24 protein-coding genes are annotated in these 23,230 nt (G+C 64.5%); 21 read left to right on the top strand and 3 right to left on the bottom strand.

Translation table 11 applies throughout. The features are described 5' to 3' along the window. Positions 1–37: 37 nt before the first annotated feature. From HPF_RS24080 to HPF_RS12860, 16 genes are all read left to right on the top strand, one after another. Entirely contained in the window at positions 38–166 is a 129-nt protein-coding gene (locus tag HPF_RS24080; RefSeq protein ID WP_279512589.1) for a hypothetical protein, read from the top strand. Continuing rightward, the gene (locus tag HPF_RS12930) at positions 159–2,183 is read left to right on the top strand and encodes an acetyl/propionyl/methylcrotonyl-CoA carboxylase subunit alpha (RefSeq protein WP_133156824.1); all 2,025 of its coding nucleotides are present in this window, start codon (positions 159–161) and stop codon (positions 2,181–2,183) included. Before HPF_RS24080 ends, HPF_RS12930 begins: the two co-directional genes overlap by 8 nt. After that, positions 2,180–3,325, top strand: a complete 1,146-nt coding sequence (locus HPF_RS12925; RefSeq protein ID WP_133156823.1) for an acyl-CoA dehydrogenase family protein — start codon at positions 2,180–2,182, stop codon at positions 3,323–3,325. Before HPF_RS12930 ends, HPF_RS12925 begins: the two co-directional genes overlap by 4 nt. Positions 3,326–3,354: 29 nt before the next feature. Then, the gene (locus tag HPF_RS12920; RefSeq protein WP_243721778.1) at positions 3,355–4,365 is read left to right on the top strand and encodes an MBL fold metallo-hydrolase; all 1,011 of its coding nucleotides are present in this window, start codon (positions 3,355–3,357) and stop codon (positions 4,363–4,365) included. A 17-nt stretch (positions 4,366–4,382) separates the two neighbouring features. Beyond that, on the top strand, positions 4,383–4,856 hold the full coding sequence (locus HPF_RS12915; RefSeq protein ID WP_060983745.1) for a PaaI family thioesterase: 474 nt from the start codon (positions 4,383–4,385) through the stop codon (positions 4,854–4,856). Next, complete coding sequence (locus HPF_RS12910; RefSeq protein ID WP_060983746.1) at positions 4,853–5,287, top strand: PaaI family thioesterase; 435 nt, start codon at positions 4,853–4,855, stop codon at positions 5,285–5,287. The genes HPF_RS12915 and HPF_RS12910 overlap by 4 nt, the downstream gene beginning before the upstream one ends. A 21-nt stretch (positions 5,288–5,308) precedes the next feature. Continuing rightward, positions 5,309–6,193 carry an SDR family oxidoreductase gene (locus HPF_RS12905; RefSeq protein WP_133156822.1) on the top strand — a complete coding sequence of 295 codons (885 nt, stop codon included), beginning with the start codon at positions 5,309–5,311 and terminating at the stop codon, positions 6,191–6,193. Positions 6,194–6,200: 7 nt separating this feature from the next. Then, on the top strand, positions 6,201–6,902 hold the full coding sequence (locus tag HPF_RS12900; RefSeq protein WP_060983748.1) for a transglutaminase-like domain-containing protein: 702 nt from the start codon (positions 6,201–6,203) through the stop codon (positions 6,900–6,902). A gap of 15 nt (positions 6,903–6,917) precedes the next feature. Then, entirely contained in the window at positions 6,918–7,700 is a 783-nt protein-coding gene (gene mddA / locus HPF_RS12895; protein ID WP_207959145.1) for a methanethiol S-methyltransferase, read from the top strand. 137 nt (positions 7,701–7,837) lie between these two features. Continuing rightward, complete coding sequence (locus tag HPF_RS12890) at positions 7,838–8,761, top strand: alpha/beta fold hydrolase (RefSeq protein WP_243721576.1); 924 nt, start codon at positions 7,838–7,840, stop codon at positions 8,759–8,761. Between the two features lie 14 nt (positions 8,762–8,775). Then, on the top strand, positions 8,776–10,290 hold the full coding sequence (locus tag HPF_RS12885; RefSeq protein ID WP_060983750.1) for an AMP-binding protein: 1,515 nt from the start codon (positions 8,776–8,778) through the stop codon (positions 10,288–10,290). Positions 10,291–10,428: 138 nt separating this feature from the next. Beyond that, a complete protein-coding gene (locus tag HPF_RS12880; protein ID WP_066697334.1) occupies positions 10,429–10,914 on the top strand; it encodes a MaoC family dehydratase in 486 nt (161 codons plus the stop codon). A 60-nt stretch (positions 10,915–10,974) separates the two neighbouring features. After that, a complete protein-coding gene (locus HPF_RS12875; RefSeq protein ID WP_060983752.1) occupies positions 10,975–12,144 on the top strand; it encodes an acetyl-CoA acetyltransferase in 1,170 nt (389 codons plus the stop codon). A 5-nt stretch (positions 12,145–12,149) separates the two neighbouring features. Then, complete coding sequence (locus HPF_RS12870; RefSeq protein WP_060983768.1) at positions 12,150–12,551, top strand: Zn-ribbon domain-containing OB-fold protein; 402 nt, start codon at positions 12,150–12,152, stop codon at positions 12,549–12,551. Between the two features lie 16 nt (positions 12,552–12,567). Then, a complete protein-coding gene (locus tag HPF_RS12865; protein WP_133156821.1) occupies positions 12,568–13,800 on the top strand; it encodes an acyl-CoA dehydrogenase family protein in 1,233 nt (410 codons plus the stop codon). A gap of 170 nt (positions 13,801–13,970) precedes the next feature. After that, entirely contained in the window at positions 13,971–14,768 is a 798-nt protein-coding gene (locus HPF_RS12860) for an alpha/beta fold hydrolase (RefSeq protein ID WP_066697328.1), read from the top strand. Between the two features lie 105 nt (positions 14,769–14,873). Here the strand turns inward: HPF_RS12860 and HPF_RS12855 are convergent, their stop codons facing one another. The 3 genes from HPF_RS12855 to HPF_RS12845 are packed head-to-tail and all read right to left on the bottom strand — an operon-like array spanning position 14,874 to position 17,969. Then, entirely contained in the window at positions 14,874–16,280 is a 1,407-nt protein-coding gene (locus tag HPF_RS12855; RefSeq protein WP_133156820.1) for an MmgE/PrpD family protein, read from the bottom strand. Between the two features lies 1 nt (position 16,281). Further along, positions 16,282–17,043 carry an enoyl-CoA hydratase-related protein gene (locus tag HPF_RS12850; RefSeq protein WP_060983756.1) on the bottom strand — a complete coding sequence of 254 codons (762 nt, stop codon included), beginning with the start codon at positions 17,041–17,043 and terminating at the stop codon, positions 16,282–16,284. A gap of 47 nt (positions 17,044–17,090) precedes the next feature. After that, positions 17,091–17,969: an IclR family transcriptional regulator gene (locus HPF_RS12845; protein WP_243721575.1), complete on the bottom strand. Its 879-nt coding sequence runs from the start codon at positions 17,967–17,969 to the stop codon at positions 17,091–17,093. A 142-nt stretch (positions 17,970–18,111) separates the two neighbouring features. Between HPF_RS12845 and HPF_RS12840 the strand changes: the two genes are divergently transcribed. From HPF_RS12840 to HPF_RS12820, 5 genes are all read left to right on the top strand, one after another. Further along, entirely contained in the window at positions 18,112–19,341 is a 1,230-nt protein-coding gene (locus HPF_RS12840) for a CaiB/BaiF CoA transferase family protein (RefSeq protein ID WP_060983757.1), read from the top strand. A gap of 177 nt (positions 19,342–19,518) precedes the next feature. After that, entirely contained in the window at positions 19,519–20,415 is an 897-nt protein-coding gene (locus HPF_RS12835) for a branched-chain amino acid ABC transporter permease (RefSeq protein WP_060983758.1), read from the top strand. A 52-nt stretch (positions 20,416–20,467) separates the two neighbouring features. Further along, positions 20,468–21,544, top strand: a complete 1,077-nt coding sequence (locus HPF_RS12830) for a branched-chain amino acid ABC transporter permease (RefSeq protein ID WP_133158107.1) — start codon at positions 20,468–20,470, stop codon at positions 21,542–21,544. Next, entirely contained in the window at positions 21,541–22,389 is an 849-nt protein-coding gene (locus HPF_RS12825; protein WP_060983760.1) for an ABC transporter ATP-binding protein, read from the top strand. The genes HPF_RS12830 and HPF_RS12825 overlap by 4 nt, the downstream gene beginning before the upstream one ends. Beyond that, positions 22,386–23,183 (top strand): ABC transporter ATP-binding protein, encoded by a 798-nt coding sequence (locus HPF_RS12820; RefSeq protein ID WP_060983761.1) that lies wholly within the window; start codon positions 22,386–22,388, stop codon positions 23,181–23,183. The genes HPF_RS12825 and HPF_RS12820 overlap by 4 nt, the downstream gene beginning before the upstream one ends. The last annotated feature ends 47 nt before the right edge of the window (positions 23,184–23,230 follow it).

The raw sequence follows: 23,230 nt of genomic DNA, 5'->3' as shown, positions 1-23,230 counted from the left end.
TTCGAAACCCTGCTGATTGCCGTCGCGGGAGCCGTGCATGTTTGACACGCTGCTGATTGCCAACCGCGGCGACCAGCCGGCACCAGTCGGCGCAGCGGCGCAGCCAAATTGCCTGGCGCGCGCAGCGTGCGCAGGCGATCTCGTCGCGGGAGCCGTGCATGTTTGACACGCTGCTGATTGCCAACCGCGGCGAGATTGCCTGCCGCATCGCACGCACCGCGCGCCGCATGGGCTTGCGAACCGTGGCGGTGTACGCTGATGCTGACCGCGAAGCGCTGCACGTGGCCCAGTGTGATACCGCCGTGCGCATTGGCCCGCCTGAGGCCGCGCGCAGCTACCTGGATGCCGCGGCGATCGTGGCCGCGGCGCGTGCCGCCGGTGCGCAAGCCATCCATCCGGGCTACGGCTTCCTGTCGGAAAGCCTGGCCCTGATCGATGCCTGCGAAGCGGCCGGGCTCATTTTCGTCGGCCCCTCGCGCGAGGCGATCCGGCGCATGGGGTCGAAGATCGAATCCAAACGCATTGCGATGGAACACGGCGTGCCGGTGGTGCCGGGCTACCACGCTGACGATCAGGACAGCGCGGTCTTGCAGGCGGCTGCCAGTGACGTGGGCTATCCGGTGCTGATCAAGGCCTCGGCCGGCGGTGGCGGCAAGGGCATGCGGGTGGTGCGCGGCGCGGGCGAATTCACGGCCGCGCTGGACACCGTGCGGCGCGAGGCCCAGGCGTCGTTCGGTGATGACCGTGTGCTGCTGGAGCGCTACCTGGACGAGCCGCGCCACCTCGAGGTGCAGTTGCTGGGCGACAAGCACGGGCATTTGGTGCACCTGTTCGAGCGCGAATGTTCGATCCAGCGCAAGCACCAGAAAGTGATCGAGGAAGCGCCGGCGCCGCACCTGTCGCCGGCGGTGCGCGAGGCCCTGTTTGCCCACGCGCTGACGATGGGGCGTGCCATCGGCTACGACAGCACCGGCACCATCGAGTTCATTCATGACAGCCGCAGCGGCGACACATTCTTTCTGGAAATGAACACTCGGCTGCAGGTCGAGCACCCGGTGACCGAGCTGACCTGCGGCATCGATCTGGTCGAATGGCAGTTGCGGGTGGCCGCCGGTGAAGCGCTCGGCTTCAGTCAGTCAGCGCTGTCGCAGCGCGGCTGCGCGATCGAGGTGCGCGTATGCGCGGAAAATCCAGCGGCCGATTTCGCGCCCGAGATCGGCACCGTGGTCGGCTACCGCGAGCCGCGCGGCGAGGGCGTCCGGGTTGACAGCGGTGTGCGCACCGGCAGCCGGGTCACCCCGTATTACGACTCGATGCTGCTCAAGGTGATTGCCCATGCCGATGACCGGCCGACCGCCGCGCGACGGCTCGCCACCGCACTGGACGACACGGTGCTGCTCGGCGTGCACAGCAACCTCGGTTTCCTGGCCGATCTGCTGCGCCACGAGCACTTTGCGCAAAGGCTCAGTACGCACTACATCGCGCGTGCTTTCCCCGCAGGCTGGCAGCCGCGCGAAGACGACGGGCTGGCCATCGCCGCTGCCGCGCTGCACGGCGTGCTGGCCACGCAGGCAGCTGCGGCCGGGCGCTCGGCCTGGCAATCGCTCGGGACCTGGCGCGTGCCCGGCAGCGGCGCTGGCGGCACGCGGGTGCTGCTCGAAGACGGGCAGCGCTGCGTGCACGAGGCCAGCGTGTCGCCGCAGGGCGAAGGCTGGCGCGTGCGCGTCGGCGAGCTGGAACGGGTGGTTGCGGCGACGCTGGTCGCAGACACCCTGGAATTGCGGCACAAGGGCGTGACGACCCGCTTCACGGTGGCGCTGGAACGGCACGCCAGCGAGGGCGAACGTCTGTGGCTGGCCGGCGCCGGCCGCACGCGCACCTGGCGCCGGCTCGACCGCTGGCAGCGCGCGCTCACCGGCGCGGCGGCCGCGGACGAGCGGGGTGGCAGCCGCCTGCTCGCGCCCATGCCCGGCCTGGTGACGCAAGTGCAAGCCAGCGTGGGCATGACGGTGAATGCGGGCGATACGCTGGTGCAAATGGAAGCCATGAAGATGGTGCACACGATCAGCGCGCCCGCCGCGGGCCGGGTCAGCGAGCTGCGCTGCCGCAGCGGCGATGCGGTGCGCGGTGGCGATGTGCTGGTGGTCATGGACATTGAGGAAAACCGAGGAAAAACGAGATGAACGAACCGATCTACTTCGACGAGCAACACCGGCAGTTCCGCGACAACCTGCGCCGCTTCGTCGAGCAGGAGGTGGTGCCACAGGCGGCACCCTGGGAAGACAGCGGCATGGTGCCGCGCGCGGTGCTGCGCAAAATGGGGGAGCTTGGCTACCTGGGCGTGCGCTACGCTGAGACCTACGGGGGGTCGAAGCTCGACACGGTGTACAGCGCGATCCTGGCCGAGGAACTGGGGCGTTCGAGCTTCGGCGGTTTCGCGGTGACGGTGATGGTGCATACCGACATGGCCTCGCCGCACCTGGCCAACTTCGGCACGCCCGAGCAGTTGCAGCACTACCTGCCGCCCATCATTCGCGGCGAGAAAATCTGCGCCGTGGCCGTGACCGAGCCCGATGCCGGCTCCGACGTGGCCGGCATACGCACCCGCGCGCTGCGCGACGGCGACCACTGGGTCATCAACGGCAGCAAGATGTTCATCACCAACGGCGTGCATGGCGATGTGTATTTCGTCGCCGCCAAGACCGACCCGACGGCCAAGGGCTCGCGCGGCATCTCGATCTTCATCGTCGAGAAGGGCACGCCGGGTTTTCGCGTCGGCCGCGCACTCAACAAGAGCGGCTGGCTGTGCAGCGACACCGCCGAACTGGTGTTCGATAACTGCCGCGTGCCGGCGGCCAACCTGCTGGGCGAGGAGAACAAGGGCTTCTACCAGATCATGCGCAACTTCCAGAACGAGCGCATGGTGCTGGGCGCGCAGATGATGGGCGAGGCCGCGCGCGCGATCGAGCTGACGCTGGCCTACGTGCGCGAGCGCAAAGCCTTCGGCGCCACACTGTGGGACAAGCAGGCGATCCGCCAGCGCCTGGCCATGCGTGCGGCGCAGGTCGAGGCCGCGCGCCAATTGGTCTACCACGCCGCCTGGCTGGACGCACAGGGGCGCGAATGCGTCAAGGAAGTGTCGATGGTCAAGGCGCTGTGCGGCGAGCTGCTCAACGACGTGGTCTATGACTGCCAGCAGTTCCATGGCGGCTTCGGCTATATGCGCGAGGCCGCAATCGAGCGCATGGTGCGCGACGCCCGTGTCCAGGCCATCGGCGGCGGCGCCACCGAAGTGATGCTCGAAGAAGTGGCCAAACGCCTGTGATCATGAGCACCTCGTCCCCCACCCCAGCCATGGACTTGCCGGTCGAGCTGCCGCTCAAGGAAATCCTGCCCGGCATCCTGATGTTCACCCTGCCGGTGGACTACGGCATCGACCACGTCAACATCTACCTGATTCGCGACGGTGAAGGCTGGTGCCTGTTCGATACCGGCGCCGACTGCGAAGCGGCGCGGGCCTTGTGGCTGCGTGCCCTGGCGGGGCCGCTGGTGGGTGGCCTGACGCGCATCATCGTCTCGCACCACCACCCCGACCACCTCGGGCTGGCCGCGTGGCTGGCGCAGAGCACCGGAGCGAAGATCCTGATGCGTCCCGAGGAACGCGAGGTGGCGCGTGCAACCCGCATGCTGGATGAAACCTCACGCCGCCAGGGCATCGACTTCATGCTGCGTCACGGCTTGTCACTGGGCGAGGCCGAGGAGATCGTCAGTGGCGTGTTGCATGAAAACCTGGGTTGCGACGAACCCCCGCCCGGCAGCAGTCTGGAAAACGGGCAGCGGCTGCAAATTGGCGACTTCGGTTTTGACGTGCTGGTGCTGGGCGGCCACAGCATCGCGCAAATCTGCTTGTACGAGCCAGCCTTGAAACTGCTGCTCACCGGGGACCAGCTGCTTGAGCGCATCACGCCCAATGTCGGGGTCTGGCCGTACGGCGAGACCCATCCGCTGCCACGCTACATCGACAGCTTGCGGGCGATCGCGGGCTTGCCCATCGAACATGTGTTGCCGGCGCATCACCATGCTTACCACGCAGGTGAAGCGCGCGCGCACGGGCTGGTGGCGCACCACCAGCGGGCGCTGCGGCGCTTCAAGGAAGGCTTGCGTGAAGGCATGAGTGCCGTGGAGCTTGGCGAAGCGAGTTACGGAAAACAGTCCGAGGCACTGCACAGGTTCCTGGCGATGGGAGAGACGCTGGCGCATCTGCTGTGGCTCGAAAGTGACGGTCATGTCAGGTCCAGCGAAGACGCTGGCGTGCTGCGCTGGGCACCCATCCAGCGGTCAGATCAGCCGACGGTTCAAATTTGAATGAGAGGAATTTTTTGATGGCAGAAACGATGAGTCCTGAAGAGGAATTCGCCCAGCGCTGGCGGAAGTTTGCGGACGTGTCCCCGTACAACCGGGAGCTCGGGCTGTTGCCACACTCCGTGCGGCCGGACTGGTGTGTGCTGAAGGTGGACTACAAGGACGGCCTGGTTGGCGACCCGAACACGCGGGTGCTGCACGGTGGCGTCATCACCGCCTTGCTGGATGCTGCCTTCGGGTTCTCGATCTTTGTGAAGATGCCTCAGTTTCGGCCGATGGCTACGCTGGATCTGCGTATTGACTACCTCAGGCCAGCCACCCCCGATAAAGCGGTGCTGGGCGGCGCGGTCTGCTACAAGCTGACGCCGGATCTGGCCTTCGTCCGCGGCTGCGCCTACCACGAGTCACCGGACGATCCGATCGCCACCGCGGTAGGTATCTACATGTTCACCAGCGGATCCACTGTGATTCAAAACGAGGAGCGTCCCCGATGAAGTTTGCCGACCTCTTGACAAGCTGCAGGGCGTCCGGTGATTTGGGCCCGATGGTGCAATCCATTCCGTACGCCAACTTCCTGGATCTGCGCATCGACATCAAGGGTGACGAGTTCACCTGCATCCTGCCTTTCGAGAAAAAGCTGATTGGCAACCCTGTTCTGCCCGCCTTGCACGGCGGCGCAACCGGTGGTTTTCTGGAATGTGCTGGCTTGTTCTATCTGCTTTGGAAAATGGATACGAAGACCCTGCCGAAGACGATCGACTTCAACATTGACTACCTGCGTACCGGTCAGCCGCGCGACACCTTTGCCAATGTCGTGATGGTCAAGCTGGGACGGCGCGTGGCCAACCTGCGCATCGAGGCCTGGCAGTCGAGTCCCGACAAGCCGATCGCACTCGGCCATTGCAACTTCATGCTTGACGCATGAAACCATCAAGGAAATGCACCCATGAATCAATCGGTCTATCAATCCGTATTCCGTCCGGGACTCTTCGCTGGCCAGACGGTGATCGTCACCGGCGGCGGCAGCGGCATTGGCCGCTGCACCGCCCATGAGCTGGCGAATCTGGGCGCGGCCGTCGCGCTGGTCGGGCGCCGCGTCGAGAAGCTCGAGCAGGTGCAGGCCGAGATCACCGCCGCGGGCGGCCAGGCCAGCATCCATCCCTGCGATATTCGCGACGAAGCCGGCGTGAAAGCCATGGTCGCCGACGTGATCGCACGCCATGGCGTCATCAACGGACTGGTCAACAACGCCGGCGGCCAGTACCCGCAGCCGGTGCGCGACATCACGCTCAAGGGCTGGGACGCGGTGGTGCGCAACAACCTGACCGGCGGCTTCCTGGTCGCGCGTGAAGTCTATGTGCAAAGCATGGAGGCCAACGGCGGCGCCATCGTCAACATCATCGCCGACATCTGGGGGGGCATGCCGACCATGGCGCACAGCGGCGCGGCGCGCGCGGGCATGCTGTCTTTCACCGAGACGGCAGCCTGCGAATGGTCGCAGTCGGGTGTGCGCGTCAATGCCGTGGCGCCGGGCTGGGTGGCCAGCAGCGGCTTTGACACTTACAGCGCCGAGATGCAGGCCGAGCTGCGCAGCCTGAAGACCAAGGTGCCGCTGCAGCGCTATGGCACCGAGTCCGAGGTGTCGGCGGCGATCGTGTTCCTGCTGAGCGAGGCGGCGGCCTTCATCACCGGCTCATGCATTCGGGTCGATGGCGGCGTGCCCAATGCCAGACCGACCTGGAAGCTGATAGCGCACGAGCGCTCAAAGGCATTCAACGGTTTTACGCTGTCGCAGGCACCCAAGTGTCTGGGCGAAGATGCGCAGGGATGATCGGGACATGAACACGCCGGCACAAACCACGAATGCGAACGACCTGTCGAACTGTCTCGCGCCTGGCCGTTATGTCGACAGCGACCATCCCGCGGTGATATCGTTCGCGCGCCGGGTTGCCGGCGCCGCGACGACGCCGCATGACATCGCGCTCAAGCTCTACTATGCCGTGCGCGACGAGTTTCTCTATGACCCCTACCACTTCGACACCAGCATCGACGGCCTCAAGGCCAGCCATGTGATAGCGGCGGGCCGCGGTTTCTGCGTGCCCAAGGCGGCGCTGCTTGCCGCCGCTGCACGCGTGTTGGGCGTGCCATCGCGGCTCGGCTTTGCCGACGTGCGCAACCATCTGACCAGCCAGAGGCTGTACGACATGATGGGCACCGATCTGTTCGTCTTTCACGGCTACACCGAGCTGTGGCTCGATGGCCAATGGATCAAGGCCACGCCCGCCTTCAACCGCTCCCTGTGCGAGAAAGCCGGCATTCGGCCGCTGGAGTTCGACGGCAGCGCCGATTCGGTTTTTCATGAATTCGACGCCAGCGGCCGGCGTCACATGGAGTATGTGCATGACCGTGGCGCCTATGTCGATCTGCCGCGCGGCGATCTGATCGCCGCGTGGCGCGAGGCCTATCCCTCGTTTCCCGACTGGGGGCGGAAGCTGGGCGTCCGCGCCGATTTCGAATCCGATGTCCGGCCGGGTGCCTGACATCGGACCCCGAGGATGAAGTCCGCTGAACGGCAACGAATTTTTAATAACCTTGCTGTGAATAGAGCCAGGCACATGAGAGTTTTATTCCTGATTTATGGGGCGGCCAGTTATCTGGCTTTCCTCCTTGTGTTTGTCTATTTCATGGGCTTTGTCGGTGATGTGTTCGTGCCCCAATCCGTCAGCCATCCGGCGTCGGCCGGTTTCAGCAAGGCCCTGCTGATCGACATCGGGGTGATGCTGTTGTTCGGCATTCAGCACAGCGTGATGGCGCGAGCCGGCTTCAAGTCGTTCATGGCGCGCGTGATTCCGCACACCATTGAACGCGCGACTTACGTGCTGACCTCCGCCATCGTGCTGGCGTTGCTGATGTTCTGGTGGCGACCTATCGAAGGCACGGTGTGGTCCGTGGAAAATCCGGCGGCGCGCGCAGCCGTATGGGCGCTCTTTGCGCTGGGATGGCTATTGATTTTCATCTCCACCTTCCTGACCGACCATTTTGATCTCTTCGGTCTGCGCCAGGTCTGGCTGCACTACGTCCGGCGGACTTACACCGACCTGAGGTTTACCGAGCGACTTTTCTACCGGTCAATTCGCCATCCGATGATGCTGGGAATCCTGATTGCCTTCTGGGCCGCGCCTGTCATGAGCGTGAGCCACCTGGTGTTTTCGATCGGAATGTCCTTGTACGTTCTGGTCGGCATCCACTTCGAGGAAAAAGGACTCCAGAAAGCCTTGGGGAGGGACTATGTTGACTACCAAAAGCGCACCAGGAAGATCGTTCCAGGCGTCTATTAACGATGACCAGCAAATGACCAGTAGGTGATGTCGTCTGCGTATCGGGACCAGGAAGCAAGACGCCTTGGTCCGTAACCCCGGAGCCTTAAAAACATGAATCTGCGATCTTTCATGCCTTCCCCGATGAGATTTCATCCATGGAAGACTTCGCTGCAGGTTGGCAGCGTTCGGCCACGGAAGGTTCTTGCATGAATATTTTCGAGCGACGAGAGTTCTCCGGCTTGGACGGTGGCGTTCTTGTCGCCGACGTTTATGGGCCGGTGGGTGCGCCGACGGTGTTGCTGCTGCACGGCGGGGGGCAAACGCGCCATGCCTGGGGCCGCGCCGCGCAGACCCTTGGCGATGCTGGCTGGCGTACGGTCGCCCTGGATCTGCCGGGGCATGGTGACAGTGCCTGGGCGACCGATGGCGATTACCGGATTGAGGTCCTGGCCGAGCGCATGTGCCGCATCTGGCGCGAACTGGGGACGCCGCTGGCCGTGGTGGGGGCATCCCTCGGCGGCCTCATCAGCATGGCCGCGGTCGGTCGCGCCGACGCGCCACCGATCAACGCGCTGGTGCTGGTGGACATTGCGCCGCGCATGGAAGAAGCCGGTGTCGAGCGCATCGTGCGTTTCATGCGGGCGCAGCCCGATGGATTCGCAACACTCGAAGAGGCCGCGCTGCATATTGCAGCCTACCGTGGCCGCCCCATGGAAGGCCCCATCGAGGGGCTGAAGAAAAACCTGCGCCTCAATGCGCAAGGCCGCTGGGTGTGGCATTGGGACCCACGCCTGATGAGCGAAGCCAACCACAATCACCGCCGCGACCCGGACGGCTATGAGCGGGCCTTGCGCGGGCTGCAGGCGCCCACGCTGCTGCTGCGTGGTCAGCGCAGCGACGTCATATCCGAAGAAGATGCGCGTGCCCTGGTGCAAACCCTGCCGCGGGCGCGCTTTGTCGACCTGAAGGGTGCTGGCCACATGATCGCCGGAGATGCCAATGACGCCTTCGCCGCCAGTGTGGTGGATTTTCTGCACGAAGTGATGCCGCCGACGCACGCCCCGGCGGGTGGAAACTGAACCAGGAGCATGCCATGAGTTTGCGATCTTTTACGCTGCACGATCTGATCGCGCGCAACGCGCGCTTGCACGCATCGAAAACGGCTTTTTTGTTTGGCGATCAGCGGGTAACGCACGCCCAGTACGCCGAGCGCACGGCGCGGCTGGCGGCCGGTTTGGCCGCGGCTGGCGTGCGTGCGGGTGACCGGCTGGCGATACTGGCCCCCAACTGCCTGGAATACGCCGATTTGTTCGGTGCCAGCGCGCATCTGGGCGCGATGGTGGTGCCGATCAACTGGCGGCTGTCGGCCGAAGAAGTGGCCCATGTCATCGAGGATGTGTCACCCCGTGTACTGATCGTGGCCGACGAATTCAAGGCACTGCTGCCGCAACAGGGCCTGGACGACACGCTGCGCTACACGCTGGGCGCGGCACAGGCCCCGTGGCAATCCATCGGCACGCTGTATCTGGAGCCCCATGCGCCAGCGGCGGAGCTGCCAGACGTGGCCGACGACAGCGGGTTCGTCATCATCCACACCGCTGCCGTGGGTGGGAGGCCGCGCGGCGCACTGCTCTCGCATGGCGGCCTGCTCGCTGCTGGCATGCAGACGCAACTGGCCTGGCACCTGATGCCGCAGGATATCAATTTGGGGGTCTTGCCGCTGTTTCACGTCGCCGCCATCGGCTTCATGCTGGCCACGCAGCAGGCGGGCGGGGCGACGCTGCTGCTGACACGTTTTGATCCGCCCAGCCTGGTCAAACATATCGACGAGGACGGTGGCAGCCTGATCGGCACCTTTCCGCCCATGCTCGGCGCACTGCTGGACGCTGCCGCGGCCCAGGGCTCGCAACTCGCAAACCTGCGCGTGGTGTCGGGGATCGATGCGCCCGAAACCATCGCGCGCCTGCGCACGAGCTGTCCCCGCGCGACTTTCTGGAGTGCCTACGGCCAGACCGAGACCTCGGGCTCGGTCACCCAGGCGCCCTTTGACGAGCGCCCCGGCAGTGCCGGTCGTCCCACCCTGTTGAACACGGTCGCGGTGCTGGATGATCTGGACCGCCCGCTGCCAATCGGCGCCACCGGCGAGATCGTGGTGCGCGGCCCGATGGTGTTTCTGGGCTACTGGGGCCGCAACGAAGACAACGCCTTCACGTTGCGCAAGGGCTGGCACCATACCGGCGACATGGGGCGCATCGATGCCGATGGCTACCTCTGGTACAGCGGGCGCTCACCGGCCAAGGAGTTGATCAAGCCGGGCGGCGAGAACGTCTATCCAGCTGAAGTCGAGCGGGCCATTCTTGAACACCCGGCGCTGGCGCAGGCGGTGGTATTCGGTGTGCCCGACGTTCAGTGGGGCGAGGCGGTCAAGGCCGTCTGTGTGCTGAAAGCGGGGCACACTTTGAGTGCTGAAGAATTGATCGAGTTTGTGGGCGGTCGCATCGCGCGCTACAAAAAACCCAAGCATGTGGTGTTTGTATCGGAACTGCCCAAGGCAAGTGCCGATAGCATCGACCGCGCGGCCGTCAAGTCCGCGCACGGCGGGGCTTGACGGTCATGTCAGCCTGGTGTGATCAAGCCGCCGTTGACGCTCAGCGTCTGGCCCCGGTGATGGCATTGAATTCGGGGCCAGCAAAGAACGCTGCGGCACTGGCCAAGCGCGTTCAACGGCCGTTTCCAGGATCATTGCATGAACACTGAGCGCGCCGAAGAACTTCGGTTCAAGACCCACTGCCGAACCATCACCGAAACGGACATCGTCACCTTCGTCAATGTGGTGGGATTGCATGAACCATTTTTTATCGACATGGAATACATCCGGGAGAACATGACCGGATCACATCGCAGCCGTTTCGCGCCTGGCCCCATGGTCATCTCGCTCGGCATGGGGCTGCTGGCTACCTATGTGCCAGGCATCATCAAGCAGGTGCTGGAAGGTCGCGAGGTGGGCCCTTTCGGTGGCATGACCGGTGTGCAGGCGCGCCTGCGTGGTGCGCTGTTTCCAGGCGACACCATTCATGTCGAAGGGGAGGCCCGACTGCTCCCCAAGACCTCGCGCGGCTATACCCTGATGGAGTTGCAGCACCTGGTGATCAATCAGCGTGGCGAGACCATCGCTGACTTCACCGAAACCATTACCTTTCTGCCTCAGGCCAACCCAAAGTCGCTGACCTGAACAAGTCAGCGCGCTACACATGCAAGGCAACCCACAGTCCAGCCAAGGAGTAATAGCACAATGAAAAAACGAGAAGCAGTGATCGTCGGCGTCGCCGACTTGCCGCTGAAGGACGGCAAGGCCCTCACGCCGATGTCGGTCTTGCAGGTTCAGGCGCTGGTCGCGCGCGATGCGCTCAAGGATGCCGGCATTCCCATGCGCGAGGTCGATGGTTTGCTGACCGCCGGCCTGTGGGGCGTTCCCGGTCCGGGCCAGTTGCCTACCGTGACGCTGTCGGAGTATCTGGGCATCACCCCGCGCTTCGTCGATGGCACCAACATCGGCGGCTCGGCTTTCGAGGCCCATGTGGCGCACGCCGCCACCGCCATCGAGGCCGGCCGCTGTGAGGTGGCGCTGATCACCTACGGCAGCCTGCAGCGCAGCGAGATGAGTCGCAACCTGGCCGGTCGGCCTTCGGTGCTGACCATGCAGTACGAAACGCCCTGGGGCATGCCGACACCCGTGGGCGGCTACGCGATGGCGGCGATGCGCCACATGCACGAGTACGGCACCACGTCGGAGCAACTGGCCGAGATTGCCGTGGCCACGCGCAAATGGGCCCAGCTCAACCCGGCCGCGACGATGCGCGATCCGATGTCGATCGACGACGTGCTGAAAAGCCCGATGATCTCCGACCCACTGCACCTGCTCGACGCCTGCCTGGTGACCGATGGCGGTGGCGCGGTCGTCATGACCACGGCAGAGCACGCCAAGGCGCTCGGGCGCAAACCGGTGTACGTGCGCGGCTACGGCGAATCGCACACGCACTGGACCATTGCCGCCATGCCGGATCTGGCGCGCCTGACGGCCGCCGAGGTGGCCGGCCGCGACGCCTTCGCCATGGCCGGCATCGGGCACGATGCCATCGACGTGGTCGAGGTCTACGACTCGTTCACCATCACCGTGCTGCTGACGCTCGAAGCCCTGGGCTTTTGCCAGCGTGGCGAGGGGGGCGCCTTTGTGTCCAACCAGCGCACCGCGCCGGGCGGGGCGTTTCCTCTCAACACCAACGGCGGCGGACTGTCCTACGCGCACCCCGGCATGTATGGCATCTTCCTGCTGATCGAAGCGGTGCGCCAGCTGCGTGGCGAATGCGGCCCGCGCCAGATTCAGGACGCCGTGACCGCGCTGGTCCACGGCACCGGCGGCACGCTCTCCAGCGGTGCCACTTGCATCCTCTCTACGCAGTGAACACCATGTACGACAAACCCCTGCCCGTCATCGATGGCGAGAGCCGCCCCTATTGGGACGCCCTGAAACAACACCGTCTTACCCTCAAGCGCTGCCATGACTGCGGCAAGCACCATTTCTATCCGCGCGCCTTGTGCCCGCACTGCCACTCGGACGCCGTCGATTGGGTCGATGCTCGCGGCACGGGCACCATTTACAGCTACACCATCGCGCGCCGGCCGGCCGGCCCGGCCTTCAAGGCCGACGCGCCCTATGTGGTGGCGGTGATCGACCTCGACGAAGGCGCGCGCATGATGAGCAATATCGTCACCGACGATGTGGAGGCGGTGCGCATCGGCCAGCGCGTGACGGTTCACTATGACGATGTAACCGACGAGGTCACGCTGCCGAAGTTCCGGTTGTTGTAGTGTCGAGGTAGCCCGCATGGACTTCACCCTCGATCCCGACACCGTGGCGATTGCCGAGGCCGTGTTGCGCTTCGTCGAGCGTGAAGTGCTGCCGCTGCAGGAGCGCCATCACGACCTGCTGGGCAGCGAACGCACCCTGTTCGACGCCAGCGGCCGCTACGTCCCGGAGGTGCTGGCGCTGCGCCAGCAGGTGCGCAAGCGCTCGGCCGAACTCGGCTTTTACACCCTGTTCGGCGACGAGAAACTGGGCGGCGGTGGGCTGGGCGCGCAGGCCATGGTCCATGTGCAGGAGGCCCTCAACCACCGCGTCGGTCCCGCTCAGCCGCTGGTCCAGACGGTCGTGCTGCCATCGCCCTTTACCAATGGCCTATCGCCGGTGCTGCGGCACCTGAACCCCGAGGTGCTTGCCCGCTACCGCGACGGCATCGCCAGCGGCGACAAGACCCTGTGCTTCGGCCTGAGCGAGCCCGACGCCGGTTCGGACGCGTTCGGCATGAAGACCCGCGCCGTGCGTGATGGCGACGAATGGGTGCTCACCGGCACCAAGCAGTGGATCACCAACTCGCCTTACGCCGATTACGCGATGGTGTTTGCGCTGACCGACCCCGAGGCTGCGGCGCGCCACAAGGGCGGCGTCACCGGCTTCTTCGTTGACACGCGCGCGCCCGGCTTTTCCGTGCCACGCGTCATCAACACCATGGGCCACTTGGGCGGTGACACTGGGGTGATCGTGCTTGACGGCGTGCGTGTGCGCGACGAGTACCGGCTCGGCGAAGTCGGGCGCGGTCTGGCGGTGGCGATGGACGGCGTCAATGCCGGGCGCATGGGCATGGCCGCCTCGTGCCTGGGGCTGGCGCGATGGGCGCTGGACCAGGCACTTGAATACGCCAAGGTGCGCAAGACCTTCGGCGTACCGATCGCCGAGCACCAGGCGATCCAGTTCATGCTGGCCGACAGCGCCATGGACATCTACGCTGCCAAGGCCATGATCCAGAACTGCGCCTGGCGCCTCGACAGCGGCCAGGCCTCGACCGCGCAGGTCAGCATGGTCAAGGCGTTCTCGACCGAGATGCTCGGGCGCGTCATGGACCGCAGCATCCAGATCCACGGCGGCATGGGCCTGACCAACGAACTGCGGCTGGAAGACGGCTACCGCTTCGCGCGCGTGATGCGCATCCCCGACGGCACCGGCGAGATCCAACGCCGCACCATCGCGCGCCAACTGCTGACCGGACAGGCTGACCTGTAGGCTGTGGCCGGCCCAGACTATTGATCCGGCCAGGTGAAGCTTGAACCGCTCGCCCTGAGCTTGTCGAAGGGCTTCGACAAGCTCAGCCTGAACGGAAGTTGATACATCAAAGGGCCGGATCAATAACGCATGCCGGGCCTCTGCAGTGCGCAACAAAGGGACCGATTGACATGATGAAAAAACACGAACTGTTCGCGGGCGGCCATCGGCTCGCCGCAGCCACCTGGGGCGAGATCGGTGCCGGACGCCCGACCATCGTCATGATGCACGGCGGGCTGGACTGCATCACCACCTGGAAAGACCTGCCGCAGGCACTGGCCGAGGCCAGCGGCTGGCCTGTGCTGGCCTACGACCGTTTTGGTTACGGGCGCTCCGAGCGTCTGGTCGGCGGACGTGAGCCGAGTTACCGGCGCGAGGAAGCCGGCCCCGTGTTGGGCGAGGTGCTGTGCCACTTCGGCATCCGCCAGACGCTGATGTTCGGCCATAGCGACGGCGGAGCCATGTCGGTGCTTGCGGCGGCGGCACATCCCGAACTGGTGTGCGGCGTGCTCGCCTGCTCACCGACCATCGCGCTCGATCAGTTCATGGTCAACGCCATGTCCGGCGCGCGCCGCGCCTTCGAACACGAAGGACTGCGCGACAAGCTCAAACGCCACCATGGCGACAACACCGATACCATGTTCTGGGGCTGGTACGAGCCCTGGGCCAGCCCAAGCGCCTTGCAATGGGACATGAGTGCCGAGATTGCCGCGGTGCGCTGCCCGGTGGCGGCGCTGTTCGGCAGTGACGATGAATACGGCTGGCGCCCCAGCGCGGTTTCTTTGTTCCAGAACGGACGGATGCCGCTTGAGGTGACCGCGCTACCGGCAGTGGGCCACCACCCTCAGCAGCGCGAGCGCGGCGAGACGATTGCCATGCTGCAGCGGCTGCTGGGGCGCATCGAGCGCAATCCAAGCAAAAACCAATGACGGGTCGATGATCGACACGGGAAAAGCACCTGCTCGTCGGACAGGACTGGCCGAGCTATCTTCTGAAAGCCATTGTGGACATGCGGGCGCTGGCGGGCGGTATCTTCAGAGCAGGCGGGCGCACGCCCGGCGGGCCAGCATGCCTGCAAGCGGCGAGAGATCGGTCAGGGTGTCGAGCCGGGCCACCATGTCGATCAACGCGTCGCGCTCGGACGCGTCGAGCACCGGCTCGACCAGACGACGGAACTTGTCCTCCAGCCGCTGCTGCTGTTCGTGCAGGTCCTTGGCCGGGCGTCCGCTATCGTGGCGCTGGCGCAGCATGGTGCCGGTATGGGTCTCGATCACCACCTCGCCGAGCGTCAGCCCCGGGCATTGTGGCGCGAGTTCGACTGTCACGCGCTCGCGCAGTGCCACCACATCGGGCGCGTGCACTGCGTCGTCACTGAAGCTGTCCAGGCCAGCGGTGTCGACCCCGGCCAGCGCCATTGCCACCGTGTGACGCAGGCTGAACTTGGCCTCGAGCCCGGTGAGCGGCTCTGCGATGTTGCACACGCCTTCACTGGCGGCCCCGACGCGCACCGTCACGAAGCGGACATCTTCAGGCCGCAGTGCGTGTTGCAGGCGCAAGCGGCGTGCAGCTTCGATGGCGGCATGGGTTCCGTAGCATGCAGCGTGGAACTTGAACAGGTTGTGGCGCAGGTGCCAACCGCCGTTGGGCACGGCCGTTTCCAGTGATGCGTTGCCGCCGTGCGTTGCCATGAAGCCTTGCGGACATTCAATCGCATCGGCACAGCTGGTGAAACCACGTGCGGCTAACTGAGCCGCTTGCAGACCGTCTGCGCTGGCGCGTCCGGCGTGCAAGGGCTTGCACATGGTGCCAAACATGGATTTCAGCCCGGCGGCCATCGTGCTGGCGATGCCGAACGCGGTGGCGGTGTCGTCGGCGTCGAGTTGCAGCAAGCGCGCGCAGGCTGCGGCCGCGCCGATCGTACCGAGCGTGGCCGTGGTGTGGAAACCCTTGGCGTACTGTGCCTCGCCGGTAGCCAGCCCCAACAGACACATCGTTTCGTAGCCTGCGGCGAAGGCGGTCATGAAGTCGCGTCCGCTGACGCCGCGCGACTCGGCCAAGGCCAGCAAGGCCGGGATCAGGACTACCGAGGGATGGCCGGTGCAGGCCATGTTGACGTCGTCGTAATCGAGCGCGTGCGAGGCAGCGCCGTTGATCAATGCCGCCTGCCGGGTCGAGGTCGCCATGGCATGCCCAACTACCGTGGCCTGGGCGTGGCCGCCTTGCTCGCGCGCCTCTTCGGCAAGCATGTGCACCAGCGGCTCGCACGCGCCAGCCAGCGTCACCCCGATCCAGTCGAGCAGACACTGACAGACCCGCAGACGCACATCCTCGGGCAGATCGGTATAACACAGGGCGGCGCTGCGCGCGGCCAGTTCCTGCGTGATGCGGGGGGGGAGGCCTGCGGCCGACGATGGAATGCGTGTAGCCGTGAGAGCGCTCATTTCAACGGCCCTTCCACTGGGGCTTGCGCTTTTCGCGGAACGAACGCGGACCCTCAAGCGCGTCTTCGCTGAGATAGACGGCGTCGAACGCGCGATTGGAGGCCCGTAGCGCGGCGGTCCGCCCCATTTCGGTGGACATGCGGACCATTTCCTTGGCCGCGCGCACCGTCAGCGGCGCGTTGGCCATGAGTCTGGCGGCCAGCTCTTTGGCACCTTGCAGCGCCTGTCCCTTGGGCATCAGGCGGTTGATGTAACCGAGTTCGTAGGCGCGCTGCGCCGTCAGCGGGTCGCCGGTCATTGCTACTTCCATCAGGATGCGCTGCGGAAGCATGTGGATGACCGGCGCAGCCCACGGCATTCCCCGCCCGACCTTGGCTTCGGTGATGGCGAACCTGGCGGTCTCGTCGGCTACGCACAGGTCGCACATCTGCGCCAGCAGCCAGCCGCCAGCATAGGCATAGCCCTGCACCGCGGCGATGACGGGCTTGGTGACTTCGACGGTGTCGCCGAGTACGGCCATGAAGCCCGGCGGTGGGATGCGCAGTTGGGTATCGGCCGCTTCGACCAGATCCATGCCGGCGCAGAAGTTGTCGCCGGCTCCGGTGAGGATGGCCACCTGGGCATCGGCGTCGGCTTCGAAGCGGCGCCAGACCTCGAAAAAGCCTTCGCGCACGGACCGGCTCAGTGCATTGCGGCGCTCTGGGCGGTTGATGGTGATGACGGCGATGCCGTCGCTCACCTCGTAGAGAAGTTCGTTGTTCATGGGCTCAGTCTCCTTTTCAAGTCGTTGCGCGCTTCTGTACCGCCTCGTCATGCCGCAAGCGGCGGATTCGATTCGTTTTTCGGACGTGACGAGCTGCCATCTCTCATAATGCCTGTCCCGCGCGGATATCCGAGCGCATGAGAGATATTGGCTGCCAACTCCACCACCAGGCGCTGCAGGTCACCGGCCGCGGCGCGACCGCGCTCAAGCGGCGCGGCGACGATCAGCGCCGCGTTCACGCGCCCATCGGGTTCGAAGATCGGGGCTGAAAAGCCCGCAACGTCGGGAGCCACCTCGCCGATCGTGACGGCCACGCCGTCCACCCGGACCTGTTCGATGATGCGCGCAAGTTGCTTTCGGTCGGTGACAGAGTGCTCGGTCATTGCACGCAGGTCGGCGTTTTGCAGGTATTCGCGGCGCCATGCCTCGTCCTGGAACGCGAGCAGTACGCGACCGGCGGATGAGGCAAACAGCGGTCGCGTCGTTCCGGCCGGCACGGCGTATCGAATCGTTCTCGTGCTCTCGATGATCGGGCTGTAGATGAGTTGGCCAGCGGTGCGGTCGATCGTGGCGATCAGGGCCGTCTCGCCGGATCGCGTTGCCGCTTCGCGCAGGAACGGCATGGCCACGATGTCGAGCGAGCGTGCCAACAACAGCGAAGCCCCGAGAGAGAACGATTCGGGGCCCAATCGATACACCGCGTCGCTGCGTTGCAGGTAGCCATGGGCCGTGAGGCCCCGTAACAGCGAGAGCACGCTGGTCTTCGGCGCATTCATTGAAACGCACAAAGGCGCAAGCGCCAGGCCGCCGGGCTGGTCGGCCAGCAGCCGCAGCAGTTGCAGAACGCGTGTCACCGACATCGGCGTCTGATCCACGCGGTCGCGGTGCGCAACGCCCGTTTGTTCCCGCTGGGAGGCTATTGACATGCTCATTGGATTGATGCCCCCTGCTTGTTCTGATATCGGAATACCCATTCAAGTATGAGAATATCGGTAGGATGCACAGCCGTCAACCGGGTTTTCCTCACAACATGACGCTGAGGAAGCCTCAAATCGATCGGAGGAGCTGATGACGAACGAACAAGACAAGGCTGCGCCCGCAGGGCCACTGGCTGGCGTGCGTGTGATCGACCTTAGCGCAGTGTTGATGGGGCCGTATGCGACACAAATTTTCGGTGACCATGGTGCGGACGTGATCAAGATCGAATCCCCCGAGGGCGATTCGACGCGCCACATCGGCCCCGGCCGCAACGCTGGCATGGGTCCGATGTTCCTCCACCTGAACCGCAACAAGCGCAGCGTCGTGCTCGATCTCAAGCAGCCGGGCGGCCTGGCGGCCATGCGGCGTTTGATTGCGGATGCCGATGTGTTCATCCACAACCTGCGACCGGCATCGATCGAGCGGCTCGGACTGGACTTCGAGAGCGTCTCGGCGCTGAACCCGCGCATCGTCTGGTGCGGCATGTACGGCTATGGCGAGGACGGCCCCTACGCGGGCCGGCCGGCCTACGACGACCTGATCCAGGGAGCTGTCGGGATCGCCGATCTGCAACGCCGTGCCGGACTGCCCGAACCGCGCTACGTGCCGCTGACCATCGCCGACCGGATGGTGGGGCTGCACGCCGCGCACAGCGTTGCGATGGCGCTGTACGCGCGCGAGCGAACCGGGCGGGGCTGCCGCATCGACGTGCCGATGTTCGAAACCATGGCCAGCGTCGTGCTCTCCGACCATCTTTACGGGCACACCTTCGAGCCGCCCAGCGGCGGCTGCGGCTATGTGAGGCTGTTGTCGCAGGGGCGGCGGCCGTACGCCACCAGCGATGGCTACATCTGTGCGCTGGTCTACAACGACGGACACTGGCAGCGTTTTCTGCGCAGCGTCGAGCGCGACGACCTGCTGGCCGATCCGCGGTTCGCCGATCTGGCGAGCCGCACCCGGCACATCGACGAGGTGTATGGCTTTCTCGGCGAGACGCTGCGCGAATGCAGCTCGGCGCACTGGCTGGCGCTGTTCGAACGCATTGACGTGCCCGCCATGCCACTGAACACCATGGAGTCCCTGCTCGATGACCCGCACCTGTCTGCCGTCGGCTTCTTCCACCATGTAGAGCATCCGAGCGAAGGCCCCCTGCGCACCTTCGGCGTGCCCGCGCGCTGGGTTGGTCACGACGTGGGCGAACTGGTGCCGGCGCCGCGTCTGGGCGAGCACACCGCCGCCGTGCTGCGCGAGAGCGGCTGTTCGGCCAGCGACATCGAGGCGCTGGTGGCAAGCGGTGCGGCTGTCGTCACCGGGCCCTGACTTCGTTGCGGCCAAGGCCGATGTCAGGCCTTGAACGACTGCTACGGGTTTCGCTGGGCCATGCATCGAATCACCCAAGGGTTAGCCCTGGGGCAAATTTCTTGTGCCCTCCTTTTTCAACGATAGAATCCGCCTCGTCAAACAAATGACAGTTAGAAAGAAAATTCTGGAGACAAAGTGCAATTACTCCAACTGATCATCAGCGGCATCGCGCAAGGCTGCATTTACGGGCTCATTGCCCTGGGTTTCGTTCTCATCTACAAGGCCACCGAAACCGTGAGCTTCGCGCAAGGCGAGCTGATGATGCTGGGCGCGTTTGGCGGGCTTGCCAGTATGGCCCTGCTCGGTTTTCCGTTCTGGCTGGCGGTACTCAGCTCTATCGCCGGCATGGCGCTGTTTGGCGTGCTGCTGGAGCGGCTGGTGATCCGGCCCATCCTCGGCCAGCCGGCGTTTTCGATTGTGATGCTGACCATCGGCGTCGGCTACACGGCGCGCGGCCTGATCACCATGATCCCGGGCATAGGCACCGAAACCCACACCCTGCCCGTGCCGTACAAGGACATGATCTGGAAAATCGGCGGGGACGCAAACGCGCAAGGTGCGTTGATCCTCAACGTCGAGCAGATGGCCGTCATCGGCAGCACCGCCGTGCTGTGCCTGATGCTGTTTGCACTTTTCAAGTACAGCAAACTGGGCATCGCCATGCAGGCCTCGTCGCAAAACCAGCTGGCTGCGTATTACATGGGCATTCCGGTCAAGCGGCTCAACGGCCTGGTGTGGGGCTTGGCTGCTGCCGTGGCGGCCATCGCCGGCCTGCTGCTGGCACCGATTACTTATGTGCACGCCAACATGGGCTTCATCGGCCTGAAGGCTTTTCCGGCGGCGGTGGTCGGCGGTTTTGGCAGCCTGCCCGGCGCGATTGTGGGCGGCCTGATCATCGGCATCGTCGAGTCGCTGTCGGGTTTTTACCTGCCCGACGGCTTCAAGGACATTGCTCCCTATGTGGTGGTGCTGATCATGCTGATGGTCAAACCCAACGGCCTGTTCGGCGAAAAACTCCGTAAGAAAGTATGAACCCCCACGCTTTCACTTCGTGTCGCTCACTGCAACCAGAAAAACAAAAGACATGAGATTTATCTTCAAGACCGACTACGGGCAGGACATCAATCTTGCCAAGCATGGCGGCCATGTGTTCTGGTACAGCGTCCTGTTGCTGCTGCTGCTCGCAGCACCGTGGCTGTTTGCCGAGTACTACTTGGCCCAGTTGACTTTCATCCTGATCTACGCCGTCGCCGGACTCGGACTGATGCTGGCGGTCGGGTTTACCGGTCTGTTTTCGTTGGGCCACGCGGCCTTTCTCGGCGTCGGTGCCTACACGCAGGCGGTCCTGACGAACGCCGGCCTGCCCTTCCCGATCGCATTGGCCTGCGCTGCGGGCCTGTCCGCCGCAGTCGGGCTGATCGTGGGGCTGCCGGCACTGCGCGTCAAAGGCATTTACCTGGGGATGGCCACACTGTCGTTCGGCTTCATCATCGAAGAAGTATTTGCGCGCTGGGAATCCGTCACCGGCGGCAATGCCGGTATCCACATCAAGGCGCCCGACCTGTTTGGCTGGAAACTGGGTAGCGGGGAAGCCTTTTACTTTCTCTGCCTGGTGATCGCCATCGGCGCGACGCTGGCCATTCTCAATCTGCTGCGCTCGCCGACCGGCCGCGCCTTTGTGGCCATCCGCGATTCGGAAATCTCGGCACAAAGCATGGGCATTCACCTGGCCCGCTACAAGACGCTGTCGTTTGCGCTGTCTGCCGCGCTGGCCGGCATTGCGGGCGCGCTGTATGCCCACAAGCTGCAGTTTATCTCGCCCGATCAGTTCAACCTCCTGCAGTCGATCGACCTGCTGCTGATGATCGTGGTGGGCGGCCTGGGCTCGGTGCACGGCGCTTTTCTGGGCGCCATCTTCCTGATCTCCATGCCGCAGGCCATTGCGCTGGTCAAGGACTACCTCCCCGCGGCCATCGGACAGGCGCCGGGCCTGCAAGGCGTGGTGTACGGCATGGTGCTGATTGCCTTCGTTCTGTTTGAACCGCTGGGGCTGTATGGACGCTGGTTGAAGATACGCACCTACCTGCAGACCTTTCCGTTCTACCGCAAAGGCATGTTCAAGCGTCAAAAAACCTACCAGAAATCGGATCGCTTGAAATGACCGACACCCAACAAACTGCCGACCAGCCCCTGCTATCGGCACGAAACCTCAGCGTCCGTTTCGGTGGCGTGCTGGCCGTCAACAACGTCAGCTTCGACGTGAAGCAGGGCGAGGTGTTCACGCTGATCGGACCCAACGGCGCGGGTAAAACCACCTTGTTCAACCTGATCAGCCGCATCTACACACCGACCTCCGGCGAGATCGACTACATGCGCGTGAAGCTGACGGATCAGCCGCCCCACAAGATTGCGGCGCTGGGCATTGCGCGCACCTTCCAGAACATCGAACTGTTTGAACATGCCACGGTGCTGCACAACCTGCTGATCGGCAGGCACACGCACCGGCAGACGGGTCTCTGGAGCGAAATATTTTTCACCGGGAAAACCCGCGCAGCCGAGCTGCAGGCGCGCGAAAAAGCCGAGCAGGTCATTGACCTGCTGGACCTGCAGCACCACCGCGATTCATTTGTCGCCGGCCTCCCCTACGGCGTGCGCAAGGTGGTGGAGCTGGCCCGGGCACTGTGCACCGAACCCAGACTGCTGCTGCTCGACGAACCGTCCTCGGGGCTCAATGTGGAGGAAACCGACGACATGGCCTTCTGGATCCAGGACATCAAGAACGAACTGGGCATCACCGTGCTGATGGTGGAGCACGACATGACGCTGGTCTCCAAGGTCTCCGACCGTGTGCTGGCCATGAACCAGGGCGAGGTCCTGGCCATGGGCACCCCGCGCGAAGTGCAGAACGACCCTGGCGTGATCGAGGCCTACCTCGGCTCCATCGACGATGTGTCCTCGCTGCGCCGACCGTACCAGGCACCTGATCTGCGCGGGGGTGCCCAATGAGCGCCGCAACGCCGCCCGTCAACGACCAGCCCATGCTCAAGCTGCTCAACGTGGAGAGTGCCTACGGCCCGATCAAGGCCATACGCGGCGTCAGCCTGCAGGTGCGCCGCGGCGAAATTGCCACCGTGCTGGGCTCCAACGGCGCCGGCAAAACCACCATTCTGAAAACCATCTCCGGCATCATCGATCCACGCAAAGGCTCGATCGAGTTCAAGGGCGGCAACATCACGGCGCAGGACCCGGTCTACATCGTCCAGCAGGGCCTGAGTCATGTGCCGGAGGGCCGCGAGGTGTTTCCACTGCTGAGCGTGCATGACAACCTGCTCATGGGCGCCTACACACGCAGGGACCGCGACGGCGTGGCGCGCGACATGGAAACGGTGTACCGGTACTTCCCCATCCTCAAGGAGCGCGCCATGCAGGATGCAGGCCTGCTCTCGGGCGGACAGCAGCAGATGCTGGCCATTTCCCGGGCGCTGATGGCCAATCCGGACCTGATCCTGCTCGACGAGCCCAGCCTGGGCCTGTCGCCCAAGCTGACCAAGGAAATCTTCGAGATCGTGGTGCGCATCAACCGCGAGCGCGGTACCACCATCTTGCTGGTCGAACAAAACGCCAACATGGCCCTGAACGCTTCCGACTACGGCTACGTGCTGGAAAACGGGCGCATCGTGATGGAAGACACCTGTGCCCGGCTACGGGAAAAGGAAGACATCAAGGAGTTCTATCTGGGCATGAAGGAAGACGGCGTGCGCAGCGAGCGGCGCTGGAAGAAGAAAAAAACATGGAGATGAAGATGACCGAAGAATTCGCCAAGCCGGAGCCGCGGATCAGGCTTTGC

The organism is Hydrogenophaga pseudoflava, assembly GCF_004353865.1.
In the GTDB taxonomy this organism is placed as follows: domain Bacteria; phylum Pseudomonadota; class Gammaproteobacteria; order Burkholderiales; family Burkholderiaceae_C; genus Hydrogenophaga; species Hydrogenophaga pseudoflava.
Note: the sequence above shows the minus strand (reverse complement) of the source record. Positions and strands in the feature narration are given on the sequence as shown.

What these genes read in the sequence shown, in the direction of transcription:
- HPF_RS24080 (WP_279512589.1), top strand. Translation starts at nt 38, where the DNA reads ATGTTTGACACGCTGCTGATTGCCAACCGCGGCGACCAGCCGGCACCA.
- HPF_RS12930 (WP_133156824.1), top strand. Translation starts at nt 159, where the DNA reads ATGTTTGACACGCTGCTGATTGCCAACCGCGGCGAGATTGCCTGCCGC.
- HPF_RS12925 (WP_133156823.1), top strand. Translation starts at nt 2,180, where the DNA reads ATGAACGAACCGATCTACTTCGACGAGCAACACCGGCAGTTCCGCGAC.
- HPF_RS12920 (WP_243721778.1), top strand. Translation starts at nt 3,355, where the DNA reads ATGGACTTGCCGGTCGAGCTGCCGCTCAAGGAAATCCTGCCCGGCATC.
- HPF_RS12915 (WP_060983745.1), top strand. Translation starts at nt 4,383, where the DNA reads ATGGCAGAAACGATGAGTCCTGAAGAGGAATTCGCCCAGCGCTGGCGG.
- HPF_RS12910 (WP_060983746.1), top strand. Translation starts at nt 4,853, where the DNA reads ATGAAGTTTGCCGACCTCTTGACAAGCTGCAGGGCGTCCGGTGATTTG.
- HPF_RS12905 (WP_133156822.1), top strand. Translation starts at nt 5,309, where the DNA reads ATGAATCAATCGGTCTATCAATCCGTATTCCGTCCGGGACTCTTCGCT.
- HPF_RS12900 (WP_060983748.1), top strand. Translation starts at nt 6,201, where the DNA reads ATGAACACGCCGGCACAAACCACGAATGCGAACGACCTGTCGAACTGT.
- mddA (WP_207959145.1), top strand. Translation starts at nt 6,918, where the DNA reads ATGAAGTCCGCTGAACGGCAACGAATTTTTAATAACCTTGCTGTGAAT.
- HPF_RS12890 (WP_243721576.1), top strand. Translation starts at nt 7,838, where the DNA reads ATGGAAGACTTCGCTGCAGGTTGGCAGCGTTCGGCCACGGAAGGTTCT.
- HPF_RS12885 (WP_060983750.1), top strand. Translation starts at nt 8,776, where the DNA reads ATGAGTTTGCGATCTTTTACGCTGCACGATCTGATCGCGCGCAACGCG.
- HPF_RS12880 (WP_066697334.1), top strand. Translation starts at nt 10,429, where the DNA reads ATGAACACTGAGCGCGCCGAAGAACTTCGGTTCAAGACCCACTGCCGA.
- HPF_RS12875 (WP_060983752.1), top strand. Translation starts at nt 10,975, where the DNA reads ATGAAAAAACGAGAAGCAGTGATCGTCGGCGTCGCCGACTTGCCGCTG.
- HPF_RS12870 (WP_060983768.1), top strand. Translation starts at nt 12,150, where the DNA reads ATGTACGACAAACCCCTGCCCGTCATCGATGGCGAGAGCCGCCCCTAT.
- HPF_RS12865 (WP_133156821.1), top strand. Translation starts at nt 12,568, where the DNA reads ATGGACTTCACCCTCGATCCCGACACCGTGGCGATTGCCGAGGCCGTG.
- HPF_RS12860 (WP_066697328.1), top strand. Translation starts at nt 13,971, where the DNA reads ATGATGAAAAAACACGAACTGTTCGCGGGCGGCCATCGGCTCGCCGCA.
- HPF_RS12855 (WP_133156820.1), bottom strand. Translation starts at nt 16,280, where the DNA reads ATGAGCGCTCTCACGGCTACACGCATTCCATCGTCGGCCGCAGGCCTC.
- HPF_RS12850 (WP_060983756.1), bottom strand. Translation starts at nt 17,043, where the DNA reads ATGAACAACGAACTTCTCTACGAGGTGAGCGACGGCATCGCCGTCATC.
- HPF_RS12845 (WP_243721575.1), bottom strand. Translation starts at nt 17,969, where the DNA reads ATGTCAATAGCCTCCCAGCGGGAACAAACGGGCGTTGCGCACCGCGAC.
- HPF_RS12840 (WP_060983757.1), top strand. Translation starts at nt 18,112, where the DNA reads ATGACGAACGAACAAGACAAGGCTGCGCCCGCAGGGCCACTGGCTGGC.
- HPF_RS12830 (WP_133158107.1), top strand. Translation starts at nt 20,468, where the DNA reads ATGAGATTTATCTTCAAGACCGACTACGGGCAGGACATCAATCTTGCC.
- HPF_RS12825 (WP_060983760.1), top strand. Translation starts at nt 21,541, where the DNA reads ATGACCGACACCCAACAAACTGCCGACCAGCCCCTGCTATCGGCACGA.
- HPF_RS12820 (WP_060983761.1), top strand. Translation starts at nt 22,386, where the DNA reads ATGAGCGCCGCAACGCCGCCCGTCAACGACCAGCCCATGCTCAAGCTG.